23 protein-coding genes are annotated in these 19,363 nt (G+C 42.3%); 9 read left to right on the plus strand and 14 right to left on the minus strand.

The genetic code is table 11. The annotated features are described in order from the left end of the window. Positions 1-73: 73 nt before the first annotated feature. Positions 74-691, minus strand: coding sequence for a bifunctional phosphoserine phosphatase/homoserine phosphotransferase ThrH (gene thrH, locus F902_RS19025; RefSeq protein ID WP_004652299.1), 618 nt, complete (start codon positions 689-691; stop codon positions 74-76). Positions 692-864: 173 nt separating this feature from the next. Between thrH and F902_RS19030 the strand changes: the two genes are divergently transcribed. Both F902_RS19030 and F902_RS19035 read left to right on the plus strand, forming a co-directional pair. Further along, entirely contained in the window at positions 865-1,596 is a 732-nt protein-coding gene (locus F902_RS19030) for a phosphoadenylyl-sulfate reductase (RefSeq protein ID WP_005206012.1), read from the plus strand. A 186-nt stretch (positions 1,597-1,782) separates the two neighbouring features. Next, the gene (locus F902_RS19035; protein WP_005206014.1) at positions 1,783-3,165 is read left to right on the plus strand and encodes a WS/DGAT/MGAT family O-acyltransferase; all 1,383 of its coding nucleotides are present in this window, start codon (positions 1,783-1,785) and stop codon (positions 3,163-3,165) included. Positions 3,166-3,201: 36 nt separating this feature from the next. Here the strand turns inward: F902_RS19035 and F902_RS22310 are convergent, their stop codons facing one another. The 6 genes from F902_RS22310 to F902_RS19060 all read right to left on the minus strand — a co-directional run bounded on the left by F902_RS22310 (position 3,202) and on the right by F902_RS19060 (position 7,970). After that, a complete protein-coding gene (locus tag F902_RS22310) occupies positions 3,202-3,375 on the minus strand; it encodes a PA1571 family protein (RefSeq protein WP_004775299.1) in 174 nt (57 codons plus the stop codon). Positions 3,376-3,510: 135 nt separating this feature from the next. Next, positions 3,511-4,965, minus strand: coding sequence for a ribonuclease G (rng, locus tag F902_RS19040; protein ID WP_005206016.1), 1,455 nt, complete (start codon positions 4,963-4,965; stop codon positions 3,511-3,513). A gap of 63 nt (positions 4,966-5,028) precedes the next feature. Next, positions 5,029-5,589, minus strand: coding sequence for a Maf-like protein (locus F902_RS19045; protein ID WP_005206018.1), 561 nt, complete (start codon positions 5,587-5,589; stop codon positions 5,029-5,031). Beyond that, positions 5,577-6,068 carry a rod shape-determining protein MreD gene (mreD, locus tag F902_RS19050; protein WP_005206019.1) on the minus strand — a complete coding sequence of 164 codons (492 nt, stop codon included), beginning with the start codon at positions 6,066-6,068 and terminating at the stop codon, positions 5,577-5,579. Before mreD ends, F902_RS19045 begins: the two co-directional genes overlap by 13 nt. Then, positions 6,055-6,912, minus strand: coding sequence for a rod shape-determining protein MreC (mreC, locus tag F902_RS19055; RefSeq protein ID WP_004802987.1), 858 nt, complete (start codon positions 6,910-6,912; stop codon positions 6,055-6,057). Before mreC ends, mreD begins: the two co-directional genes overlap by 14 nt. A gap of 17 nt (positions 6,913-6,929) precedes the next feature. After that, on the minus strand, positions 6,930-7,970 hold the full coding sequence (locus F902_RS19060) for a rod shape-determining protein (RefSeq protein ID WP_004652309.1): 1,041 nt from the start codon (positions 7,968-7,970) through the stop codon (positions 6,930-6,932). A gap of 133 nt (positions 7,971-8,103) precedes the next feature. Here F902_RS19060 and gatC point away from each other — a divergent pair, with 133 nt between their 5' ends. The 4 genes from gatC to F902_RS19080 all read left to right on the plus strand — a co-directional run bounded on the left by gatC (position 8,104) and on the right by F902_RS19080 (position 11,998). Further along, positions 8,104-8,421 (plus strand): Asp-tRNA(Asn)/Glu-tRNA(Gln) amidotransferase subunit GatC, encoded by a 318-nt coding sequence (gatC, locus tag F902_RS19065; RefSeq protein WP_004652310.1) that lies wholly within the window; start codon positions 8,104-8,106, stop codon positions 8,419-8,421. 53 nt (positions 8,422-8,474) lie between these two features. Then, positions 8,475-9,953: an Asp-tRNA(Asn)/Glu-tRNA(Gln) amidotransferase subunit GatA gene (gatA, locus tag F902_RS19070; RefSeq protein WP_005206020.1), complete on the plus strand. Its 1,479-nt coding sequence runs from the start codon at positions 8,475-8,477 to the stop codon at positions 9,951-9,953. Then, positions 9,953-11,422 carry an Asp-tRNA(Asn)/Glu-tRNA(Gln) amidotransferase subunit GatB gene (gene gatB, locus F902_RS19075; RefSeq protein WP_005206021.1) on the plus strand — a complete coding sequence of 490 codons (1,470 nt, stop codon included), beginning with the start codon at positions 9,953-9,955 and terminating at the stop codon, positions 11,420-11,422. The genes gatA and gatB overlap by 1 nt, the downstream gene beginning before the upstream one ends. Positions 11,423-11,518: 96 nt before the next feature. Next, a complete protein-coding gene (locus F902_RS19080) occupies positions 11,519-11,998 on the plus strand; it encodes a hypothetical protein (RefSeq protein ID WP_005206022.1) in 480 nt (159 codons plus the stop codon). 108 nt (positions 11,999-12,106) lie between these two features. On the opposite strand, the gene F902_RS19085 is transcribed toward F902_RS19080, so the two are convergent. The 6 genes from F902_RS19085 to F902_RS19110 form a co-directional block, all read right to left on the minus strand. Continuing rightward, the gene (locus tag F902_RS19085) at positions 12,107-12,628 is read right to left on the minus strand and encodes a hypothetical protein (protein WP_005206027.1); all 522 of its coding nucleotides are present in this window, start codon (positions 12,626-12,628) and stop codon (positions 12,107-12,109) included. Between the two features lie 135 nt (positions 12,629-12,763). Next, a complete protein-coding gene (locus F902_RS19090; protein WP_005206029.1) occupies positions 12,764-13,534 on the minus strand; it encodes a hypothetical protein in 771 nt (256 codons plus the stop codon). A 34-nt stretch (positions 13,535-13,568) separates the two neighbouring features. Next, positions 13,569-14,633: a DUF1176 domain-containing protein gene (locus F902_RS19095; protein WP_005206030.1), complete on the minus strand. Its 1,065-nt coding sequence runs from the start codon at positions 14,631-14,633 to the stop codon at positions 13,569-13,571. Positions 14,634-14,789: 156 nt separating this feature from the next. Beyond that, positions 14,790-15,167: a hypothetical protein gene (locus tag F902_RS19100; RefSeq protein ID WP_005206032.1), complete on the minus strand. Its 378-nt coding sequence runs from the start codon at positions 15,165-15,167 to the stop codon at positions 14,790-14,792. Then, complete coding sequence (locus F902_RS19105) at positions 15,164-15,700, minus strand: cupredoxin domain-containing protein (protein WP_005206035.1); 537 nt, start codon at positions 15,698-15,700, stop codon at positions 15,164-15,166. Before F902_RS19105 ends, F902_RS19100 begins: the two co-directional genes overlap by 4 nt. After that, on the minus strand, positions 15,684-16,229 hold the full coding sequence (locus F902_RS19110) for a PAAR domain-containing protein (protein WP_005206037.1): 546 nt from the start codon (positions 16,227-16,229) through the stop codon (positions 15,684-15,686). Before F902_RS19110 ends, F902_RS19105 begins: the two co-directional genes overlap by 17 nt. 285 nt (positions 16,230-16,514) lie before the next feature. Between F902_RS19110 and F902_RS19115 the strand changes: the two genes are divergently transcribed. Next, positions 16,515-17,264 (plus strand): DUF4850 domain-containing protein, encoded by a 750-nt coding sequence (locus tag F902_RS19115; protein ID WP_005206039.1) that lies wholly within the window; start codon positions 16,515-16,517, stop codon positions 17,262-17,264. A 6-nt stretch (positions 17,265-17,270) separates the two neighbouring features. On the opposite strand, the gene F902_RS19120 is transcribed toward F902_RS19115, so the two are convergent. After that, positions 17,271-18,170, minus strand: coding sequence for a LysR family transcriptional regulator (locus F902_RS19120; RefSeq protein ID WP_004802973.1), 900 nt, complete (start codon positions 18,168-18,170; stop codon positions 17,271-17,273). Positions 18,171-18,270: 100 nt separating this feature from the next. Here F902_RS19120 and F902_RS19125 point away from each other — a divergent pair, with 100 nt between their 5' ends. Together F902_RS19125 and F902_RS19130 are read left to right on the plus strand one after the other, a co-directional pair. Then, a complete protein-coding gene (locus tag F902_RS19125) occupies positions 18,271-18,843 on the plus strand; it encodes a chromate transporter (RefSeq protein ID WP_005206040.1) in 573 nt (190 codons plus the stop codon). Then, on the plus strand, positions 18,840-19,355 hold the full coding sequence (locus tag F902_RS19130; protein WP_005206042.1) for a chromate transporter: 516 nt from the start codon (positions 18,840-18,842) through the stop codon (positions 19,353-19,355). The genes F902_RS19125 and F902_RS19130 overlap by 4 nt, the downstream gene beginning before the upstream one ends. Positions 19,356-19,363: the final 8 nt, after the last annotated feature.

The following is a 19,363-nucleotide window of genomic DNA, read 5'->3' on the forward strand; positions in this document are numbered from 1 at the left end:
AAAGGCGCTATTTAGGCGCCTTTTATCTTTTAATTTTCTCCAACATACTTAAAAGAAAGCTGGAGAAAATTCATTATTCAGGAATATCACGTTGCGATACCGAACGAATCGCCTGTTTTAATGCCTCATAACCATGCAATGGTGGGAACTGTGGAAATTCTGCAATCACATTGGCTGGTGCATCAAATAAGAAACCATGATCAGCTTCACCCAGCATCGTGGTATCGTTATAAGAATCACCTGCTGCAATGACACGGAAGTTCAAACCATGTAATGCTTTTACCGCCTGACGCTTTTGATCAGGTTGACGTAATTTATACGCAGTAATCATGCCATTTTCATCAGTTTCAAGCTTATGACAGAAAATCGTTGGCCATCCCAATTGCTTCATGAGTGGATGCGCAAACTCATAAAAAGTATCAGATAAAATAATCAATTGGAAATGAGTACGTACCCATTCAACAAATTCTTTCGCGCCTTCAAATGGTCCCATATCAGCAATCACAGCTTGAATATCATTCAATCCCAAGCCATGTTGTTTTAAGATATTCAAACGTTGTGTCATCAGTACATCGTAATCTGGAATGTCACGTGTAGTTGCTTCGAGTTCTTTAATCCCTGTTTTTTTTGCAAAGTTAATCCAGATTTCTGGAACTAACACCCCTTCAAGATCTAGGCATACGATTTCCATGAATGCTTCCAATGTTGGTTAAAAATTGCTGTATCATAGCACTAAGATTATTCAATTTTTGCGCTGTTGTTGAATAAAATCATTTTATTCTGCAAGATTAAAATCAATGACAAGCACACTGCTTTGCTTCGATTGATTTACAATTGTGCCCAAGCCTATCGCCAGGAACATCCATGACTGTTATTCCGACTATTGACCTTGTAGATGCGCTCGCTGCTGAATATGCAGATAAATCGCCACGAGAAATTTTAGCACTTGCGTTAAGCCAGCAAGGTGAAATCGCAATTTCATTTTCAGGCGCAGAAGATGTTGTTTTAATTGATATTGCTTCTCGTCTTGGCAAACCCTTCCGTGTTTTTAGTTTGGATACGGGGCGTTTACATGCAGAGACTTACCAATTCATTGAAACTGTTCGTAAGCACTATAAAATCGATATTGAAATTTGCTTCCCTGAGTCTGCTGCTGTTCAGCAATTCGTGACTGAAAAAGGCTTGTTTAGCTTTTTTGAAGATGGACATCAGGAATGTTGTGGAATCCGTAAAGTACAACCTCTGCGCAAGAAACTGGCAACATTGGATGGATGGATTACTGGCCAACGTAAGGATCAAAGTCCAACCCGTAGCGAAGTACCTGTGGTTCAAGCTGATGCTGGTTTTTCGGGTGAAGGCAAGCAATTGATCAAATATAACCCGCTTGCAAATTGGAGCAGTGCCGATGTCTGGAGTTATATCCGCATGATGGAAATTCCATATAACCCATTGCACGAACGCGGTTTTACTTCAATTGGTTGCGAACCATGTACACGTGCGGTGCTGCCAAATCAACATGAACGCGAAGGTCGTTGGTGGTGGGAAGAGGCCACGCATAAAGAATGTGGTTTGCACGCAGGCAACCTAAAAAAATAATCAATTACAGATTTGGTATATTAAAACCACTGATTCGTCAGTGGTTTTATTTTTCCTGACTCGCCTGTCTAAAGTCATATTTTAACCAGAACAAACAGTATATACTGCGCAGAACGGTTCCAATAATTCTAATAAGAGCTCTTCGAGAGTATCTTAGAAAAAATGCGATGAGAGGCTAGATCTGCTATGCGCCCACTACACCCCATTGATTTTATCTTTCTCTCGCTAGAGAAAAGGCAACAGCCTATGCATGTAGGCGGATTGTTTTTATTCGAGCTTCCAGAGAATGCATCACCCACGTTTGTGCACGATCTCGTCAATGAAATTCGCCAATCAAAAAGTATTCCTGTCCCGCCATTTAACAATCAACTGAATGGTTTGTTCTGGGGCGAAGACAGCGAATTTGATCTGGATCACCACTTCCGCCATATTGCGCTGCCAAATCCTGGACGTATCCGTGAATTACTGGTTTATATTTCACAGCAGCATAGCTCCTTGATTGATCGCGCCAAGCCTCTTTGGACCTGCGACATTATTGAAGGCATTGAAGGCAACCGTTTTGCCATGTATTTCAAAATTCACCATGCCATGGTGGACGGCGTCGCAGGTATGCGTCTGATTGAAAAATCACTTTCGCAAGATCCAAATGAAAAGCATGTAGTGCCACTCTGGTGTGTAGAAGGTAAACGAACCAAACGCCTCAAAGCACCAAAGCCGCCGACTGTCAGCAAAATCAAAGGTGTGATGGAAGGGATTAAATCTCAGCTTGAAGTTGCCCCTAAAGTCATGCAAGAGCTGTCGCAAACCATTTTTAAAGAGATGGGCAAAAATCCAGATTATGTCTCAACCTTTCAAGCACCACCTTCTATTCTGAACCAACGCGTGAGTTCTTCACGTCGTTTTGCCGCACAATCCTTTGAACTCGGTCGTTTCCGTCGTATTGCCAAATCTTTGGGTGTAACGCTCAATGACGTGATTCTACCGGTATGTTCAGGTGCTTTACGTGAATACCTAATCAGCCATAACAGCTTGCCAAAGAAACCTTTAATTGCGATGGTTCCTGCATCACTGCGTACCGATGATTCTGATGTCAGCAATCGTATCACCATGATTTTGGCCAATCTTGCGACCCATATTGAAGACCCAATTGAGCGTTTAGAAGTTATTCGCCGTAGCGTACAGAACTCGAAACAGCGTTTTAGCCGTATGACTGCCAATGAGATTTTGAATTATAGTGCAGTTGTGTATGGTCCAGCCGGTTTGAATATTGCATCAGGCATGTTACCTAAGCGTCAAGCCTTTAACCTTGTCATCTCAAACGTACCAGGTCCGCGTGAACCTTTATATTGGAATGGTGCAAAGTTAGATGCGCTCTACCCTGCATCGATTGTGATGGATGGACAGGCTTTGAATATCACCATGACCAGTTATTTAGATAAACTGGAAGTGGGTTTGATTGCATGTCGTAATGCTTTGCCAAAAATGCAAAATTTACTAACCCATTTAGAAGAAGAAATTCAACGCTTTGAGCAAGCGATTCAAGATTTACCACAGAAAGTGGCGAATTAAGGATTGAGAAAAAATTAAGGGGCTTTCAGTAGCCCCTTATTTTTTGATTGTGCGACAACGTTGTAGCAGTTGATGGCAGGCTGAACGAATCATCGCCGTAGTAATCTGAACTTCTTTACCTTGGCTGTCTACCATATAGCATGTATTTACAGGGTTACTGTCTAAAACATGCTTGAAACCGTGGTTCACTAATCTTTCACTCACATTCATCGTTATATACCTCATATTATTTGCTAAGGGACCCAAAAGTACCTATGGCTCATTTTATGGTTCTAGTATTTAAAATTCGTGATAGAAAGTAAAATTTCAGTTGTAACAAGGCTTAAGCGAAATCTTGTTACAACTTTAGGTCAAAATGATATCGTATTGCTCTTGCGTATATAGATTTTCCACTTGGAATTTGATCACACGTTTCACAAAATGTTCTAAATCCGCGACAGCTGGGGCTTCTGCTGTTAATAGCCGATCGATCACAGCTGGATGCGCAACGACAGTAAAGCCACCCTTGGAATCAAATGCACGCGCATAACGCATGATCTCTCGAAATATTTCGTAACATACTGTCTCTGCTGTCTTCACATAGCCCCGCCCTTGACAGGTTGGACATGATTCACAAAGCAAATGCTCCAATGATTCACGGGTCCGTTTACGTGTCATTTCAACTAAGCCCAGCTCCGAAACTTGGGTAATTTTAGTTTTCGCATGATCGCGTTCCAGCATCCGTTCAAACTGGCGCATCACTTCTTCACGATGCTCAGCTTCCTGCATGTCGATAAAATCAATAATCAGAATTCCCCCCAAATTACGCAGACGCAGTTGTCTTGCAATCACTTGAGTTGCTTCCATATTGGTTTTAAATACCGTGTCTTCTAAGCTACGCCCACCCACATATGAGCCGGTATTGACATCAATCGTGGTCATCGCTTCGGTCTGATCTATCATCAGATAGCCGCCAGACTTGAGTGCGACACGGGTCTGCAACGCTTTTTGAATATCTTCTTCGACGTTATACAAATCGAAAAGTGGTTTTTCGCCAGGATAGTGAATTAAGCGATTTTGAATCGTCGGAACAAACTCATCGACAAACTCACTGAGCTTGCCATGAATCTCGCGTGAATCGACATAGATCTTCGCCGTTTCATCACTGGCTAAATCTCTGATGATACGTTGCGGTAAAGGCAATTCTTCAAAGATCAGTTCAGCCGTTGCCGCTTCTTTTTGTTTACGCTGAATAAATTCCCAAAGTTTGCTGAGATAACACATATCTTGTGCAATCGCAGCTTCATCGACACCTTCTGCCGCAGTTCGCACAATCACACTACCCGGCAAATTATGTTCTGCCTGAATATGTTCAATGATACTACGTAGGCGGTCTCGCTCTTCTTCAGACTCAATCCGCTGCGATACACCAATGTGATTGCCATACGGCATGAGTACGAGATAGCGCGATGGAATCGAAAGATCGGTACTTAGACGAGCACCTTTGGTCCCCAACATATCTTTCATGACTTGGACTGTGAGCATCTGCCCCGGATGTAACAGCTCAAAAACGTTTGGGGTAGGCTGCGAACGCGACCACACCATATCGTTAATATGCAAAAAAGCGGTTCGAGACAAACCAATATCAACAAAGGCTGCTTGCATACCTGGTAGCACACGAACCACTTTACCTTTGTAGATATTACCTACTAACCCACGTTTTACAGTTCGCTCAACGAATAATTCATTGACCGTACCATTTTCAATCAATGCCACACGACATTCCATCGGCGTGACGTTAATCAGCAACTCTTCTGCCATAACAAACTCAAAATTTTATAAAAATTCTTATACCCGAAAGTGTCGTTCCCTGTATTGAAATACTTAGGCTTTAACGCTTTCTAATAACTGTGCGATCTCATGCAAAGGCAAACCCACGACATTGCTATAACTGCCTCGAATTTGTGGAATATATTGTGCTGCAATTCCCTGTATCGCATAAGCACCTGCTTTACCAATCGGTTCGCCCGTTGCCCAATATTTTTCCATTTCCGCATGACTGAGTTGCTGTAACTCAACTTGCGTTCTCACCACACGACTCAAAATCTGAGCAGAACTTGCAACACAAATTCCGGAATAGACATCATGCCATTGCCCAGAAAGCATCGACCAGATGGAAAAAGCGTGTTGCTTTGACTCTGGCTTACCAATGATCTGCCCAGCAAAACTTAAACTGGTATCTGCCGCAATCACAATTGCGTCAGTATATTTATTTAAAACGACTTGTGCCTTCTCGCGCGCCAAGCGTTCAACATAATGCTCAACAGTCTCACCCTCATGCACCGCCTCATCGACATCTGGACGATAGATTTCAAAGTCCAAACCCAACTGCTGTAGTAGCTCCTGCCGACGAGGCGAGCTTGATGCGAGAATTATATGCGCCATTTATGTAAGCAATAATAAACCAATGGCCATGCCAGTACACTTGTCACAACAGGTTGCCAATGGCGCGCAATCGAAAAATGTGTACCTGCAATGGTCTGGCTAATCCACAAAAAAGTAATATGTGCAACAATCGCAATCACCGCAATCACCCACGAATTCCCAAAAGTGAGAATACGGCGCTCACGGATTAAATAGCGAATACCGAAACTGATTACAACAAAACTGAGTGCATTTAAGCCAAACGGTGCATCGAGCAGCAGGTCGGCAAACAGGCCCATGCCAAAAGCAAACCAGACACCACACCAAACAGGCTGATAGAGAATCCAGAACAGCATAATCATTAGCATGATGGATGGTCGCCAACCCGAGGCCTCATAGGCCATTGGATAAACCATCAATACAGAACCAATCACGATGGATAGAATAATCATCCATAGCGGATCTTTGCGTTTCTCATAATTGAGCTTAGCGATCGGCATAAGGTTGCTCCTGCGCTAAGGATTCAGAGAACAGCACCACAACATGATGACCACTGGCAAGTTGAGCTGCTGGAGTAACATCAATTTCAGCAAACTCACCTGAAGTATGACGACTGACTTTAGACACAGTTCCCACTAAATAACCTGCTGGGAAATGTTCGCCTAAACCTGAACTAAAGACTTTGTCCCCAACCTGAATATTGGCACTGGTAGGCACATATTCCATTTTGAGTTGACCCAAATCGCCAGTACCCGAAATAATCGCACGCATTCCGGTACGCTCTAAACGCACAGACAATGAATGCTCTTTATCAGACAGCAACATGATACGGGCACTATGTGGATAGACATTAATGATCTGCCCCATAATCCCTTTATCGTCTAGAACAGTTTGTCCCGCACTTAAATGATCCACTGAACCACGGTTAATGATAATAATATGGCGCAATGGGTCTGCATCCGTTCCAATCACTTCCGCAATTTGCATACGTCCATCAATAATCAATGGCGTATCCAAAAGCCCTCTTAAACGGTTATTTTCCGCAGAGAGTTCTGAAAGTTTTTGGAGGCGGACTTGTGCTTGTAGCAGTTCAGCTTGCATTGCGGTGTTTTCACGACGCAATTGCGCTTCAGATTTGGTTTGTTGGTTAAGCCATTCTCGCGACAGTACAGGATAGCTTGCCAGCGCATAAATTGGATTATACGCGGCGTACAAGACATCCCTTGCAGGTTGAATTACATAAGGCATGCGCCAATCAAAGAAAAGCACCACCAAACATGTAATCACCGCAATAACAAATGAGCGAAAAGATGGCGGTTGTCTTGAAAAAAGATTCGGTTGCACCGCCTAGTCCTTATGATTTAACCAACGAAAAGCATGTCGTGGTTTGGATTGTCAAAGAACTCTAATACTTTACCGCCGCCACGAGTGACACAAGTTAAAGGATCATCTGCAACAATTACAGGCAAACCTGTTTCTTGCGCAAGCAATTTATCTAGGTTACGCAATAATGCACCACCACCTGTCAACACAATACCGCGCTCTGCAATATCCGAAGACAATTCAGGTGGCGTTTGTTCTAGTGCAGATTTAACAGCACTCACAATGCTTTGTAACGGATCAGAAATGGCCTGCGTAATTTCATCAGAAGTCACCGTAATCGCGCGAGGTACACCCTCAGCCAAGTTGCGACCGCGAACTTCGATCTCTAGGGTCTTGCCATCAGCAACAGCCATACCCACTTCTTTTTTAATGACTTCGGCTGTCGTTTCCCCGATCACACAACCGTGTGCTTTACGCACATAATTGATGATTTGCTCATCAAATACATCACCACCGATACGTAATGAATCAGCGTAGACACAACCCTGTAATGAAATGATTGCAATTTCAGTGGTACCACCACCAACATCGACCACCATCGAACCACATGCTTGCTCAACAGGCATACCCGCACCAATTGCAGCAGCCATTGGCTCTTCGATTAAACGTACATCACGCGCACCTGCATTAAATACAGCTTCGCGAATCGCACGACGCTCAACCAATGTCGATTTACAAGGTACACAGACCACGACACGCGGTGCTGGCGGGAATAAACGCTTTTCATGCACTTTGCCAATGAACTGATTCAACATGGTCTCAGTGACTTCAAAATCAGCAATCACACCGTCTTTCATCGGACGAATTGCTGAAATATTCGCTGGTGTACGGCCTAACATTTGTTTAGCATCAATACCTACAGCGGCAACAATTTTTTGTGAACCACTATGGCGAATTGCCACAACAGTTGGTTCATTTAATATAATGCCACGGCCTGGTGCATAAATAAGTGTATTTGCAGTACCTAAATCAATGGCTAAATCCGGCGAAAACAAGCCAATTAGTCGTTTTAGAATCACGGGGGCGTTCTCAATTAAACTTTGTGTGAATACAAGGTGGCAACTTTAACTAAATGTGATGATTTGAACAAGTCAATCGCTTATTATAACGCACGATATTTTGAAATTTTTTAATACTGAATTAGGTAAAGTTATGTCTACATCATCAGATGCTCAGCAGACAACTGACTTAAATGCGCAAACGGTCTCGCAAATTGCACACCTTGCACGTTTATCTCTCAATGACACGCAATCTGCTGAATATGCTCAAAGTTTGAATAAAATCCTTGGCATGATGGAAAGCTTGAAAGGCATTAATACCGATGATGTTGAGCCTTTAAAGAGCCCATTTGACAACCCGCAACCCTTACGCGCTGACGTTGTGACTGAAAGCAACCATCGTGATGAATATCAAGCGGTCGCGCCTGCTACAGAAGCAGGTTTGTACCTCGTACCTCGCGTAATTGAATAAGATTTATTCGATTAGTCAATATTTTATATTTAGAATGTAAAGAAATTTTTCATATGACAGATTTACATCGCTTATCAATCCGTGAACTCTCTGAAGGCTTAAAACAAGCCCAATTTTCATCACGCGAATTGACTGAACATTATTTAAAGCGTATTGCCCAAATTGACCCGAAAGTAAAAAGTTATGTGACGGTTACCGCAGAACAGGCACTTGCTGAAGCGAATGCAGCCGATGCTGCACTGAAAGCGGGCAATGCACACGCGCTGGCAGGTATTCCTCTTGCACACAAAGATATTTTTTGTACCCAAGGCATTAAAACCACTGCCGGTTCAAAAATGCTGGATAACTTCATTTCACCTTATGATGCAACGGTTGTTGCAAAAGCCAAAGCTGCGGGTCTCGTGACTTTAGGTAAAGTGAACATGGATGAATTCGCCATGGGTTCAACCTCTGAAAACTCTTATGTCGGTGCAACCTCTAACCCTTGGGCACTGGATCATGTTCCGGGTGGTTCATCAGGTGGTTCTGCAGCAGCTGTCGCGGCTGATCTTGCGCCAATCGCAACAGGTACCGATACAGGTGGCTCAATTCGTCAACCTGCTTCATTCTGCGGCTTAACAGGCTTAAAACCAACCTATGGTCGTGTATCTCGCTTCGGTATGATTGCGTATGCATCATCTCTCGACCAAGGCGGTCCAATGGCACGTTCTGCGGAAGACTGTGCTTATTTGATGAATGTGATTGCCGGTCATGATGCCAAAGACTCAACTTCGATCAACAAAGAAGTGGATGATTATGTTGCTAACCTAAACGGTACGGCAGTGAAAGGTCTACGCATTGGTATTCCAAAGCAATACTTCAATGTGGCAGGTTTAGACGCGGATGTAAAAGCACGCGTTGAAGAATCATTGAAAAAGCTTGAAGAGATGGGTGCGATCTTGGTTGAGATTGATCTCAACATGACTGAAGCGTATGTACCGACTTACTACTTGATCGCGCCTGCGGAAGCTTCTTCGAACCTGTCACGTTTTGACGGTGTACGTTATGGCTACCGTTGTGAAAATCCTGTGGACTTAATGGACTTGTACAAACGCTCACGTTCAGAAGGTTTTGGTGCTGAAGTACAACGTCGTATCTTGATCGGAACTTATGCCCTTTCTGCGGGTTACTATGATGCCTACTATGTCAAAGCACAAAAAGTTCGTCGTTTGATCCAGCAAGATTTCTTGAAAGCATTTGGAAATGTTGACGTGATTGCTGCGCCATCTGCACCAACCACAGCCTATAAGATCGGTGCGAATCTCAGCCCGACTGAAATGTATTTAGGCGATATCTATACCCTTGCTGTGAACTTGGCAGGTCTACCAGCCATCAACGCACCTGTAGGTTTCGATAAAGACAGCTTGCCTGTGGGCTTACAGTTGATTGGTAACTACTGGTCAGAATCACAATTGCTTTCGATTGTGCATCAATATCAACAAAATACAGACTGGCATACCAAACGTGCGGCAATTGCTGAGGAGAATGCATAATGACTGAAGCTCAAAAGTTAAAGCTTATTGACGGTTGGGAAGTCGTTATCGGGATCGAGATCCACACGCAGTTGGCGACCAAGTCTAAAATCTTTTCAGGTTCATCGACTGAATTTGGTCAAGACCCAAATACGCAAGCCAGCCTTGTTGATTTGGCCATGCCGGGTGTGTTGCCAGTATTGAATGCTGAAGTGGTTGATCTTGCAATTCGTTTTGGTTTGGGGATTGATGCCTATATCGACCAAGCCTCTGTGTTTGCACGTAAGAACTATTTCTACCCAGATTCGCCAAAAGGCTACCAGATCAGCCAGATGGACAATCCGATTGTGGGTTTGGGTCATATCGACATCCAACTCGAAGATGGCACTGTGAAGCGCATTGGCGTAACACGTGCCCATCTTGAAGAAGATGCAGGTAAATCGATTCATGACCAGTTCGAAGGTATGTCGGGTATCGACTTAAACCGTGCGGGCACACCATTGCTTGAAATCGTATCTGAGCCGGATATGCGTTCGGTTGAAGAAGCGGTTGCCTATATCAAATCGATTCACACCCTAGTGCGTTGGTTAGGTATTTCTGACGGTAACATGGCAGAAGGTTCATTCCGTGCCGACTGTAATGTGTCACTCCGTCGTCCGGGTCAACCTTTTGGTACACGTTGCGAGTTGAAAAACCTCAACTCATTCCGTTTCATTGAGCAAGCGATCAATGTTGAAATTGAACGCCAAATGGAAATCTTGGAATACGGCGGCGAGATTGATCAGGAAACCCGTTTGTTCGATCCGAACAAGATGGAAACCCGTTCAATGCGTTCGAAAGAAGAAGCGAACGACTATCGCTACTTCCCAGATCCAGACTTGTTGCCAGTAATTATTGCTGACGAACAAATCGAAGCGGCACGTGCTGCCCTTCCAGAACTGCCTAAAGCGCGCCGTGCACGCTTTATCGCTGACTTTGCTGTGACTGAGTACGATGCGCATGTATTGACGCTGTCACGCGAAATGGCGGACTTCTACGAAGCTGTTGTGGCTGCTGCTGGCGGTGCGAAGCAAGGTAAAGTCTCTGCAAACTGGGTAATGGGTGAATTCTCAGGTGCTTTAAACAAAGCGGGCCTAGAATTGGCGGACTCTCCTGTTTCTGCTGAGCAATTAGGTGGCATGATTGCACGTATTGTCGACAATACCATTAACGGTAAAATCGCGAAGCAAGTGTTTGGCTTTATGTGGGAAGCAGAAGGAAAATCTGCGGATGACATTATTGCGGAGAAAGGCTTAAAGCAAGAAACCGATACAGGTGCGATTGAAGCGATTATCAAAGACGTACTTGCAGCCAATGAAAAAATGGTTGAAGAGTACAAGTCTGGTAAAGAAAAAGCCTTTAACGGTCTGGTTGGTCAAGTCATGAAAGCTGCAAAAGGTAAAGCCAACCCAGCTCAAGTGAATGAGTTAATGAAGAAATTGATTGGTTAATACAATGTAATTTCAAAAGAAAACCCGCTTTAGAGCGGGTTTTTTGGTTTTTATAGGATAAAATGCCCGCACAATAAATTTTAAACTAAAACGGACATGATCATTCAACTTATGAAAAATAGATTACTTCTGAGTACCTGTTTGCTTTTGATCAGCAATTCTAATTTTGCACAAACACCTCAAGTCCCTAAAGCGGATACTGATGCTATTTTCAAAGCGGCAGGTTTTACAAAAAGTAAAAAAGGCTGGAAAAGTGATTGTTCAGTCGGTGAAATTACAGCTTATGCCGATTTAAACGGTGATGGGCTGAAAGATGCAATCGTTTCAGATTACGGCACCATGTGTTATGGCAATACAGGGATTGGCTATTATATTGTTTCACAGCAAAAAAATGGAAAATGGAAGCAATTATTTAGTAATTCTGGTATACCAGAATTTCTGAAAATGACAGGAAAAAATGGATGGCCTGACATTGAAAATGGTGGCCCTGGTTTCTGCTTTGCAGTCTATCGTTGGGATGGTCAAGCTTATAAAGTTAACCGCTATGAATATGAAGGCAAGGCTTGTGAGTTGTAACGAGAAAATGCCACTTAGATTAATAAAAAAATAAAGAGTTAAATTCAACCAATAAGAAACCCGCTTCAAAGCGGGTTTTTAAAATCCAATTCAGTAATATGAAACTCATCACTGCCCTCTTAATACACCCAACTTATTCCAAATATCAGGTGTTAAAAAAGTCGTGACCAATTTATTTAAATCAATATAACGCAAGGTGCCTTGCAACTGCTGTCTAACCGCTGGATCTTTAACAATATCCTGCCCTGCACTCTGACCTAACTGCTGAAAAGCCTCTCCAACAGCCTTAATACCTTCAGCCTGAATCACTGCTTTGGTTTGTGTCGAACACTGCTCCACAATCACACGCTGTAGCACCTGCGCCAACTTCTGATCCAACTGAGTTTTCTGCTCAGGTGTAACATTACTAAAAGACTTTAAATCTGGATGTGCAGCTAAAGCCGTAAAAGTCCATTGCAAAACCGTGGTCTTATCCGCTGCCGTTGTGGCTTTCACCAAGCAATCACTCAGTTGATCCACCGTTGGCCCTGCCATTGCCAATTGGGTTGTACCCAACACAGCCGCAGCCATCAACACAGAACGACTCAAATGAGAAAATTTACGGCGGGCAGAAGTATAAACACGAGACATAAGCACAGTTCCAAATTGCAATCTTTCCCTTTGTACCATGCTCTGTCGAGAGCATCTGTTATGAGGCTGTAAATTGCGTAAGTCCTCACCCTTAAAGCTTTGACAAAATGTAAAAGCACCCATGGTTATTAATTCTCAGCCTGCACCTTCATAATCCCATTCTTCTGGAATATTCGGCTGCTCAGGTGCTTTATTTAAATCAATATTCAAGTTACGACTGCCCTTAAATGATTTCTCACCCGAATCTGACGCAGGTGACACATCCAGACTGTAGCGGTAACGGAATTGCCAAAGCATCGGCTTGATCGGACGAATATCTAGACTCAGACTATCTTCATCATGACACTTGCCTTTAGAACTTTCATAATCCTGTTCTGAGAAACAGGCCCGAATCATACGGCTAAAATTAAAAGGATAGTTTTCAATAAAGCGATGCGTTTTACCTGAATCCTTTAACTCATAAAAGCTGGCCCGTTCAATTCCAGCCCCACCACCCGAATACATTTCTGAAAAGGTATCAATCACTGCAACGGCATAACGGCTTTGATTCATAGGAAACAGTTTAGGGAAAATATATTGGCTAGATCGTGCCATTTCTTCCGTAGCCGCCAACTGAATACGCCACTGCTTTAACAATTTAAAACCTGTGCTCGATGTCGCAAACTGGGCAATATTTCCCTCAGATAATAACCATAAAGTTTGATCTGGCGTTTTCAAACTCTGCCATTGTGTTCGCTGCTGGCATAGCTCTTTGACTTGTTCACAAAGTTGCGTCTGTTCCGTTGCACTCAGTTGCCCCTTTTTAAAGTCTAGAATCTGTAAAGGCGCAGCAAAAACAGATGCACTAAAATAGGCGGATGCACCCATTAAAATCATTCCACCTAAACCCATCTTATGTTTAAGCATTGTGTTTCCTTAGGCTATTTTTATATTCACAATATTATTTGACGATTGCTTCAATCTGATCAAGATCCCACACTCCACCTGCGGCAAGGCCTCGACACATCCCTGTCCAGCGATCTAGGGTATGTACAAACTTCTGCCCATCCCAGACCCATTCATCACTCGACCAGCAATCACCAATACCGCGCCCTTTCTGCGAACTGCTGAGAATCCCATTATAAAACTCAGAGGAATGTTCCGTCACAAAAGTGGCTTTATTAGCCAGTGACTCATCCAATACCCATGCACCATAACCTTCGTTATATGCACCTCGCCAACATAGGGTAGCTGCCAAAACTTTTTTATTGGTCAATTTATAGAGATCAATTGCTTGATGTGCTGTTTGCTTACCATCATAAGCCCCTTCACAAAAGCCTTCTTGTTTCGGAATTGGCTGGGCAGCCATCAAGTTTTGATAGAGTGCAGCATAGCGTTTGTCTGTTGGCCGCAAGGTCAGATAAGGCTTACTGGATGTTTTGATCTGCTTGACGGTAAATTGGGGTTGAGCGGCCAATACCTTGGACTCATCTGCCTTGCCCTTTTTAATTAAAGCGCCCACTGTGCCAATTCGTTTTTGAAAATCATCCATTTTCAGTAATACCGCAGTCATCCCCTTATCTGAGATTTGCCAATGTAAATTGGCATTTTTAAACACGATTTCGGTCTTTTTCTTGGATTGCTGTAATAAGGCATTGACTTGATTTGTTGAGAGTTGCCCCATCAGTGGGAATTCTGTTCCATCGACGGACACTTGCCCAAAGTCTTTGCCATTCACATAGAAATGGAGATTTTTAAGCTTTGCTGCGGGCATAGAAGGTTGTTCAAAACGAGCCAATGCAAATTCAACCTGTACAGGCTGTCGTGCGCCTGCCTGACGGGTCAATAACAGCGATGCAGGTTCATCATCACTATATTCATTGTAATAACCTGCTGCTCGGCAAGTCCCTGTATTACTACAGTAAATTTCCCAATCTTCATGCGAGAATGAAATGCCTTTGATATCTTGGGCGAAAGCATTGGAACTCAGAATAATAAGGGAACAGGCTGAAAGAATCTTTTTCATAAGACTTATGCTCTAGGCCGTCTAATTTCAATACTATTATTTTAATCATTATGAATACTGACATGATTACTCATACTATATACGTTTTAACGCTACAGATTAAGCAACTTTACCAAAAAACAAATAAACACAAACAACTGTTTTTCAAATAAAATTTTAATTATTTTTCTTTAAAAAAAATTCAACCACCAATGCAATAGGAGTTGTAATATAAAGCAACATTCTAAGCATCATATACCCAAACAAAAGAAGAACATCACTCACAATGAAATTAGCATCCTCTCTATTAAGTTGAATAAATAATATAGAGACTAGAACGCTAGAGAAAATGATAGAAATAAATGCTCTAAGAGAATAATTTTTAATAAATTTAGTAAAAAAGAAAAATAGATTTGCAATGAAAATAACTAACAAAGTAAAAGCTAAAACATGGTCTACAATAATATGTCTATGAAAATAATCATAAGAATAAGCAAAACCGATGGTCAGTTGTAAATTGAGTAATCCCCACCCTAGATAGCTTGGCTTCATCATGGTTTATTTCTCAATATTTTTATGGGGTTAGTGATTTTATCAAGTTCCTTTTTCAACTTAGATGGTAAGAAAATATCAGGTGGCAAATTCTTAAATACACCGATCCCTGTGATTGCATTGGAGGTACATCTAGAACAGCTCAAAATGCCACTGCAACCCTCTTCATTTAAAATTCTGTCTTCAATCTTTAGGAACTCATCTTTAGAAAGATAAAATGTATAAATATACACTTCACCACCATCGGCTAGTTGATATTCTAAGTAACTTCTATAGACATCCGCTCTCTTCTGCGGTTCATAAATAGGAAACAGTCGTAAACGCCCTTCAGCGATTTCTGGATAATAAAAGCTCCCATTGGGATCAAATATTTCAAACCCTTTCGGACTGATAAGCAACATTCCAGCATGTGTACCGACCATAACATCATTATTATTTACCATAATCGTAATTCTGTAGGAAGTTTTCACCTCAATTTTTACTGGATCTTTTTTATTGTTACCTCCTACGGTCAATGTCTTATTTAAAATTTTCATTAAAAAATCTTTCCAAATCAAAATCATTAATTTCTATTGTTATATTTTCAGCTCTTTCGCTATTCGATATATTATTTGTATATCCATTTTTATCAGTAACACCCTCTTCTATCTCCCCATTTTCTCTATGTATTCGATATGGAATCCCCGAGAGTATATTTCCTGTTTTCTGGTCAACAAGCATAAATTGATCAGAGAAGAATTGACCATTTACATAATCTGTCAGTAGAGGTACGACGTTTACGAATGTATCTTTTCCAGTGCTACTGTTACGGACAGCTAAATCTGAAATTTTTATATACCTTGAACCACAAGTAGAGACATCACCAGCAACAATTGGGTTTCGTCCATTCACTTGTATGAACCCTCTTTCCGTAGCAATCGCTTTTGATAAAACTTTGCATCGAGGACAATAATGAGTCATTCCTTCTAGGTGAATAGCCTTTCCATCGACTAACCATATTTCCTCACCTTCCAGAATTTTTCCACCATGATCAGTGAAGCAACCTCTTGTTATAAATGCTTGCATATCTGACTAGCTCTAATTAAGAAAATATTAGCACTAGATTAGTTGTTTTACTTTTGTTCCTTTAATTTTTTAAAAAAACTAAATTATTTAATTATTATTAATTCATAGTTTTAATAAGGTATGAATTCTAACTAGAAAAGCCTTTATAAACTCTTACCCTATTAATTAGAGCAATGAGAATCTAAGTAGAATCCAGTCAATTTTTTTTATTATGATTCAAATCTGCTTTCCCCCATATCTCAAACAATATGTTAATTTTAACTCAACCCAAAACATCATCTGAAAATGAAAACATTAATCTCTATTCTTACTATTTTATTCGCATTATCAGCCACTTCAATTCATGCAGAGGTCAGCACCTTTAAGCCGATCTTTCCCAAATTTTCAAATACAACGCTAGAGCGAAAAGCCGAAAATCAAATTTATGCCTTGGGTGAAGTGTCCTTTGCCAACGATGTCCGTGTTCCCTATTATGGCGTTACTGCGTTGAATCCTGCCGATGAAGGCTTATTGAAAGGCTTTAAAAACTGTACAGCCAAAAGCTGCCATTTCGATTTTAAGCTAGATACACATCAGGCCAAGCAACTCAAATTAGTTGCGCTCCCTGAAATTGGTGCAGTACTTGTACCCAAAGATTGGTACGATATGGAGGCACATGCGGGCGCAAATGGTACGGGTTCAGCCCTACTGATGAGCACAAATCAAAAACAGGCCATAGAATTATACGATTCATCCTTCTGTGTCGGTTGCGGTATGCCCAATGCCACGCTTTATTTTCCCAACCTATTAAAAGAGAGTATTGAAAATGAGTTTGGCGGCTATAAAGACCCACAAAAATTGGTGACCGTGGTCCATCCATCCAAACAAGTGGCTTTCTTTAGCTATCAAATCCCAAACCTGAATAATAAAACTCATGGCGTCGCGAAATACCATGACGAGGACACCTTCAATTTTAGAGAAATCATCGTAACTCTGGATAAATCACAGCAGCATTTGGTTGGACCAATTTTAAACTTCTATCATTTTAACCATTGAGCCGTATCAAACCGCTTGACTGGCTTTGAGTAGACTCAAGAAATGCTCAACCCGAACACTATTGCCTTTGGCACGGCAAATTGCATAGATCGGGGCGATGCAAGGCTTTTTCGCTTCTAGTGGTTTGTACACAATTTGCTTATTCCAGAAGTCCTGAATTGAGGCAGGAACGATTGATAATCCAATCCCCGCTGCAATCAGATTCAGGCTCGAAGTTAAACGAGGGGCTTCCTGTACAATGTTGGGACTAAACCCGGCCTGATAGCAATTTGCCAAAATATTATCAAACAAGTCTTGCCCCGCAATACGGCGATACAACACAAACTCATACGGCTCTAAATCGAGTAGGCGGATTGATCCCGCTTGCTCAGCCAAAGGATGATTACTCGGCAAAGCCACAATCAAAGGCTCATCCAGTACATGTATGCTTTGTACTTCGGCATGAATCGGTGCAGGTTTGCGCAGAAAAACGATATCCAGTTTTTCATTGATCACTGCATCGGTTAAGGCGGTACTGCTATCTTCTTCCAAATGAATGGCAACAGCAGGAAACTTTTCCCTGAATTGACGCAAGAGTGCAGGTAAAAAAGGATGCAGCCCAGCGGAGTTGGTAAAGCCAATATTGATTTGACCTTCCAAGCCTTGCGCAATGTTTTTGACCCGTTTCGGAATCGACTGAGCGTGCGCCAAAATGGTAATCGCTTCCTGATATAAAGCCTTACCTGCTTCCGTCACCTCTACACCTCGGGGCAAGCGTTTTAACAACGCTGTATCCAATTCTTCTTCCAGACTTTTAATCAATCGAGTCAATGGCGGCTGTTGCATATGCAGCCTAACCGCTGCTTTGGAGATATTGCTTTCTTCCACCACAGCAACAAATGCATTGAGTTTATGAATATCAATCATACATACCCTAAAAGTATAGATAACGGCAAAAATAGCATTTGTGAATATACCACAAATCTTTCATGCTATAGCTCACAAGGTTGAACAGAAAGGTAATCCAATGAAAGCCCAAGCCCTATCAATACAGAATGAGCCTCTCACCACTGCTCCTGATTGTAAGGCACTTTTTACGGGATTTATGAAATTGGGATTGATGGGTTTTGGTGGCGTGCTGCCACTGGCACATCGCATTATCGTTGAAGAACATAAATGGATTGATGCTGGCAAATTTACCGACTTACTTGGCGTGTGCCAGTTATTGCCAGGCGGTAACATCATCAATATGGCCGTTGCTATTGGCATGGAATTCCAAGGCGTGAAAGGTGCGATCAGCTCAGTCCTCGGTTTAATCTCTGCCCCGACTGCAATTGTGCTGATCATCTATCAAGTCTATGAGCATTTTCAGTACCTCCCCGCAGTCAAACACATGATTCAAGGTTTGGCCGCTGCTGCCGCAGGCTTACTATTTGCGACAGGATTTAAGATGCTCAAGCCAATTTTAAAAAGCTATCTGACCATTTTCACCATTGGCCTGACCTTTGTGTTTATGATCTGGATCAAGCTGCCCTTAGCACTGACTTTAGCGATTCTACTGGCGATTAATATGCTGGTTCTAGGAGTAAAAAAATCATGATCTTAGTTACTCTTGCTGTCGTTTTTACTCAGCTTTCGCTACTGGCTTTTGGCGGTGGTAATGCCATTCTCCCTGAAATGCAGCACCAAGTGGTAACCGTACATCAATGGATGAGTGCAGAACAGTTTAGTTCGCTGTTTGCCATGGCTCAGGCTGCCCCGGGTCCCAATATGATGATCGTACCTTTGGTCGGTTGGCATGTCGCAGGTCCAGCAGGACTATTGGTCACTTCTCTCGCGAAGTTTGGTCCATCTTCAATCATCACCATTTATGCACTTAAATTCTGGGAACGTTTTAAAGACAATCCATTACGCGCACGTTTTGAAAAAGCCTTAAAACCGATTACCGTGGGTTTGGTTCTGGTCAGTGCATGGTTGATTGCGGATGCATCTGCACAAAACCTACTTCTGGTCATGATCGTGATTGTCACTGCAATCCTCGGCATGTTTAAAAAAATTCATCCGCTTTGGGTCATGGCCGCAGGCGCAGGGCTTGGAATTGCCTTCCTTTAAAAGGGCAA

Source organism: Acinetobacter higginsii, assembly GCF_000369525.1.
GTDB classification, from domain to species: Bacteria; Pseudomonadota; Gammaproteobacteria; order Pseudomonadales; family Moraxellaceae; genus Acinetobacter; species Acinetobacter higginsii.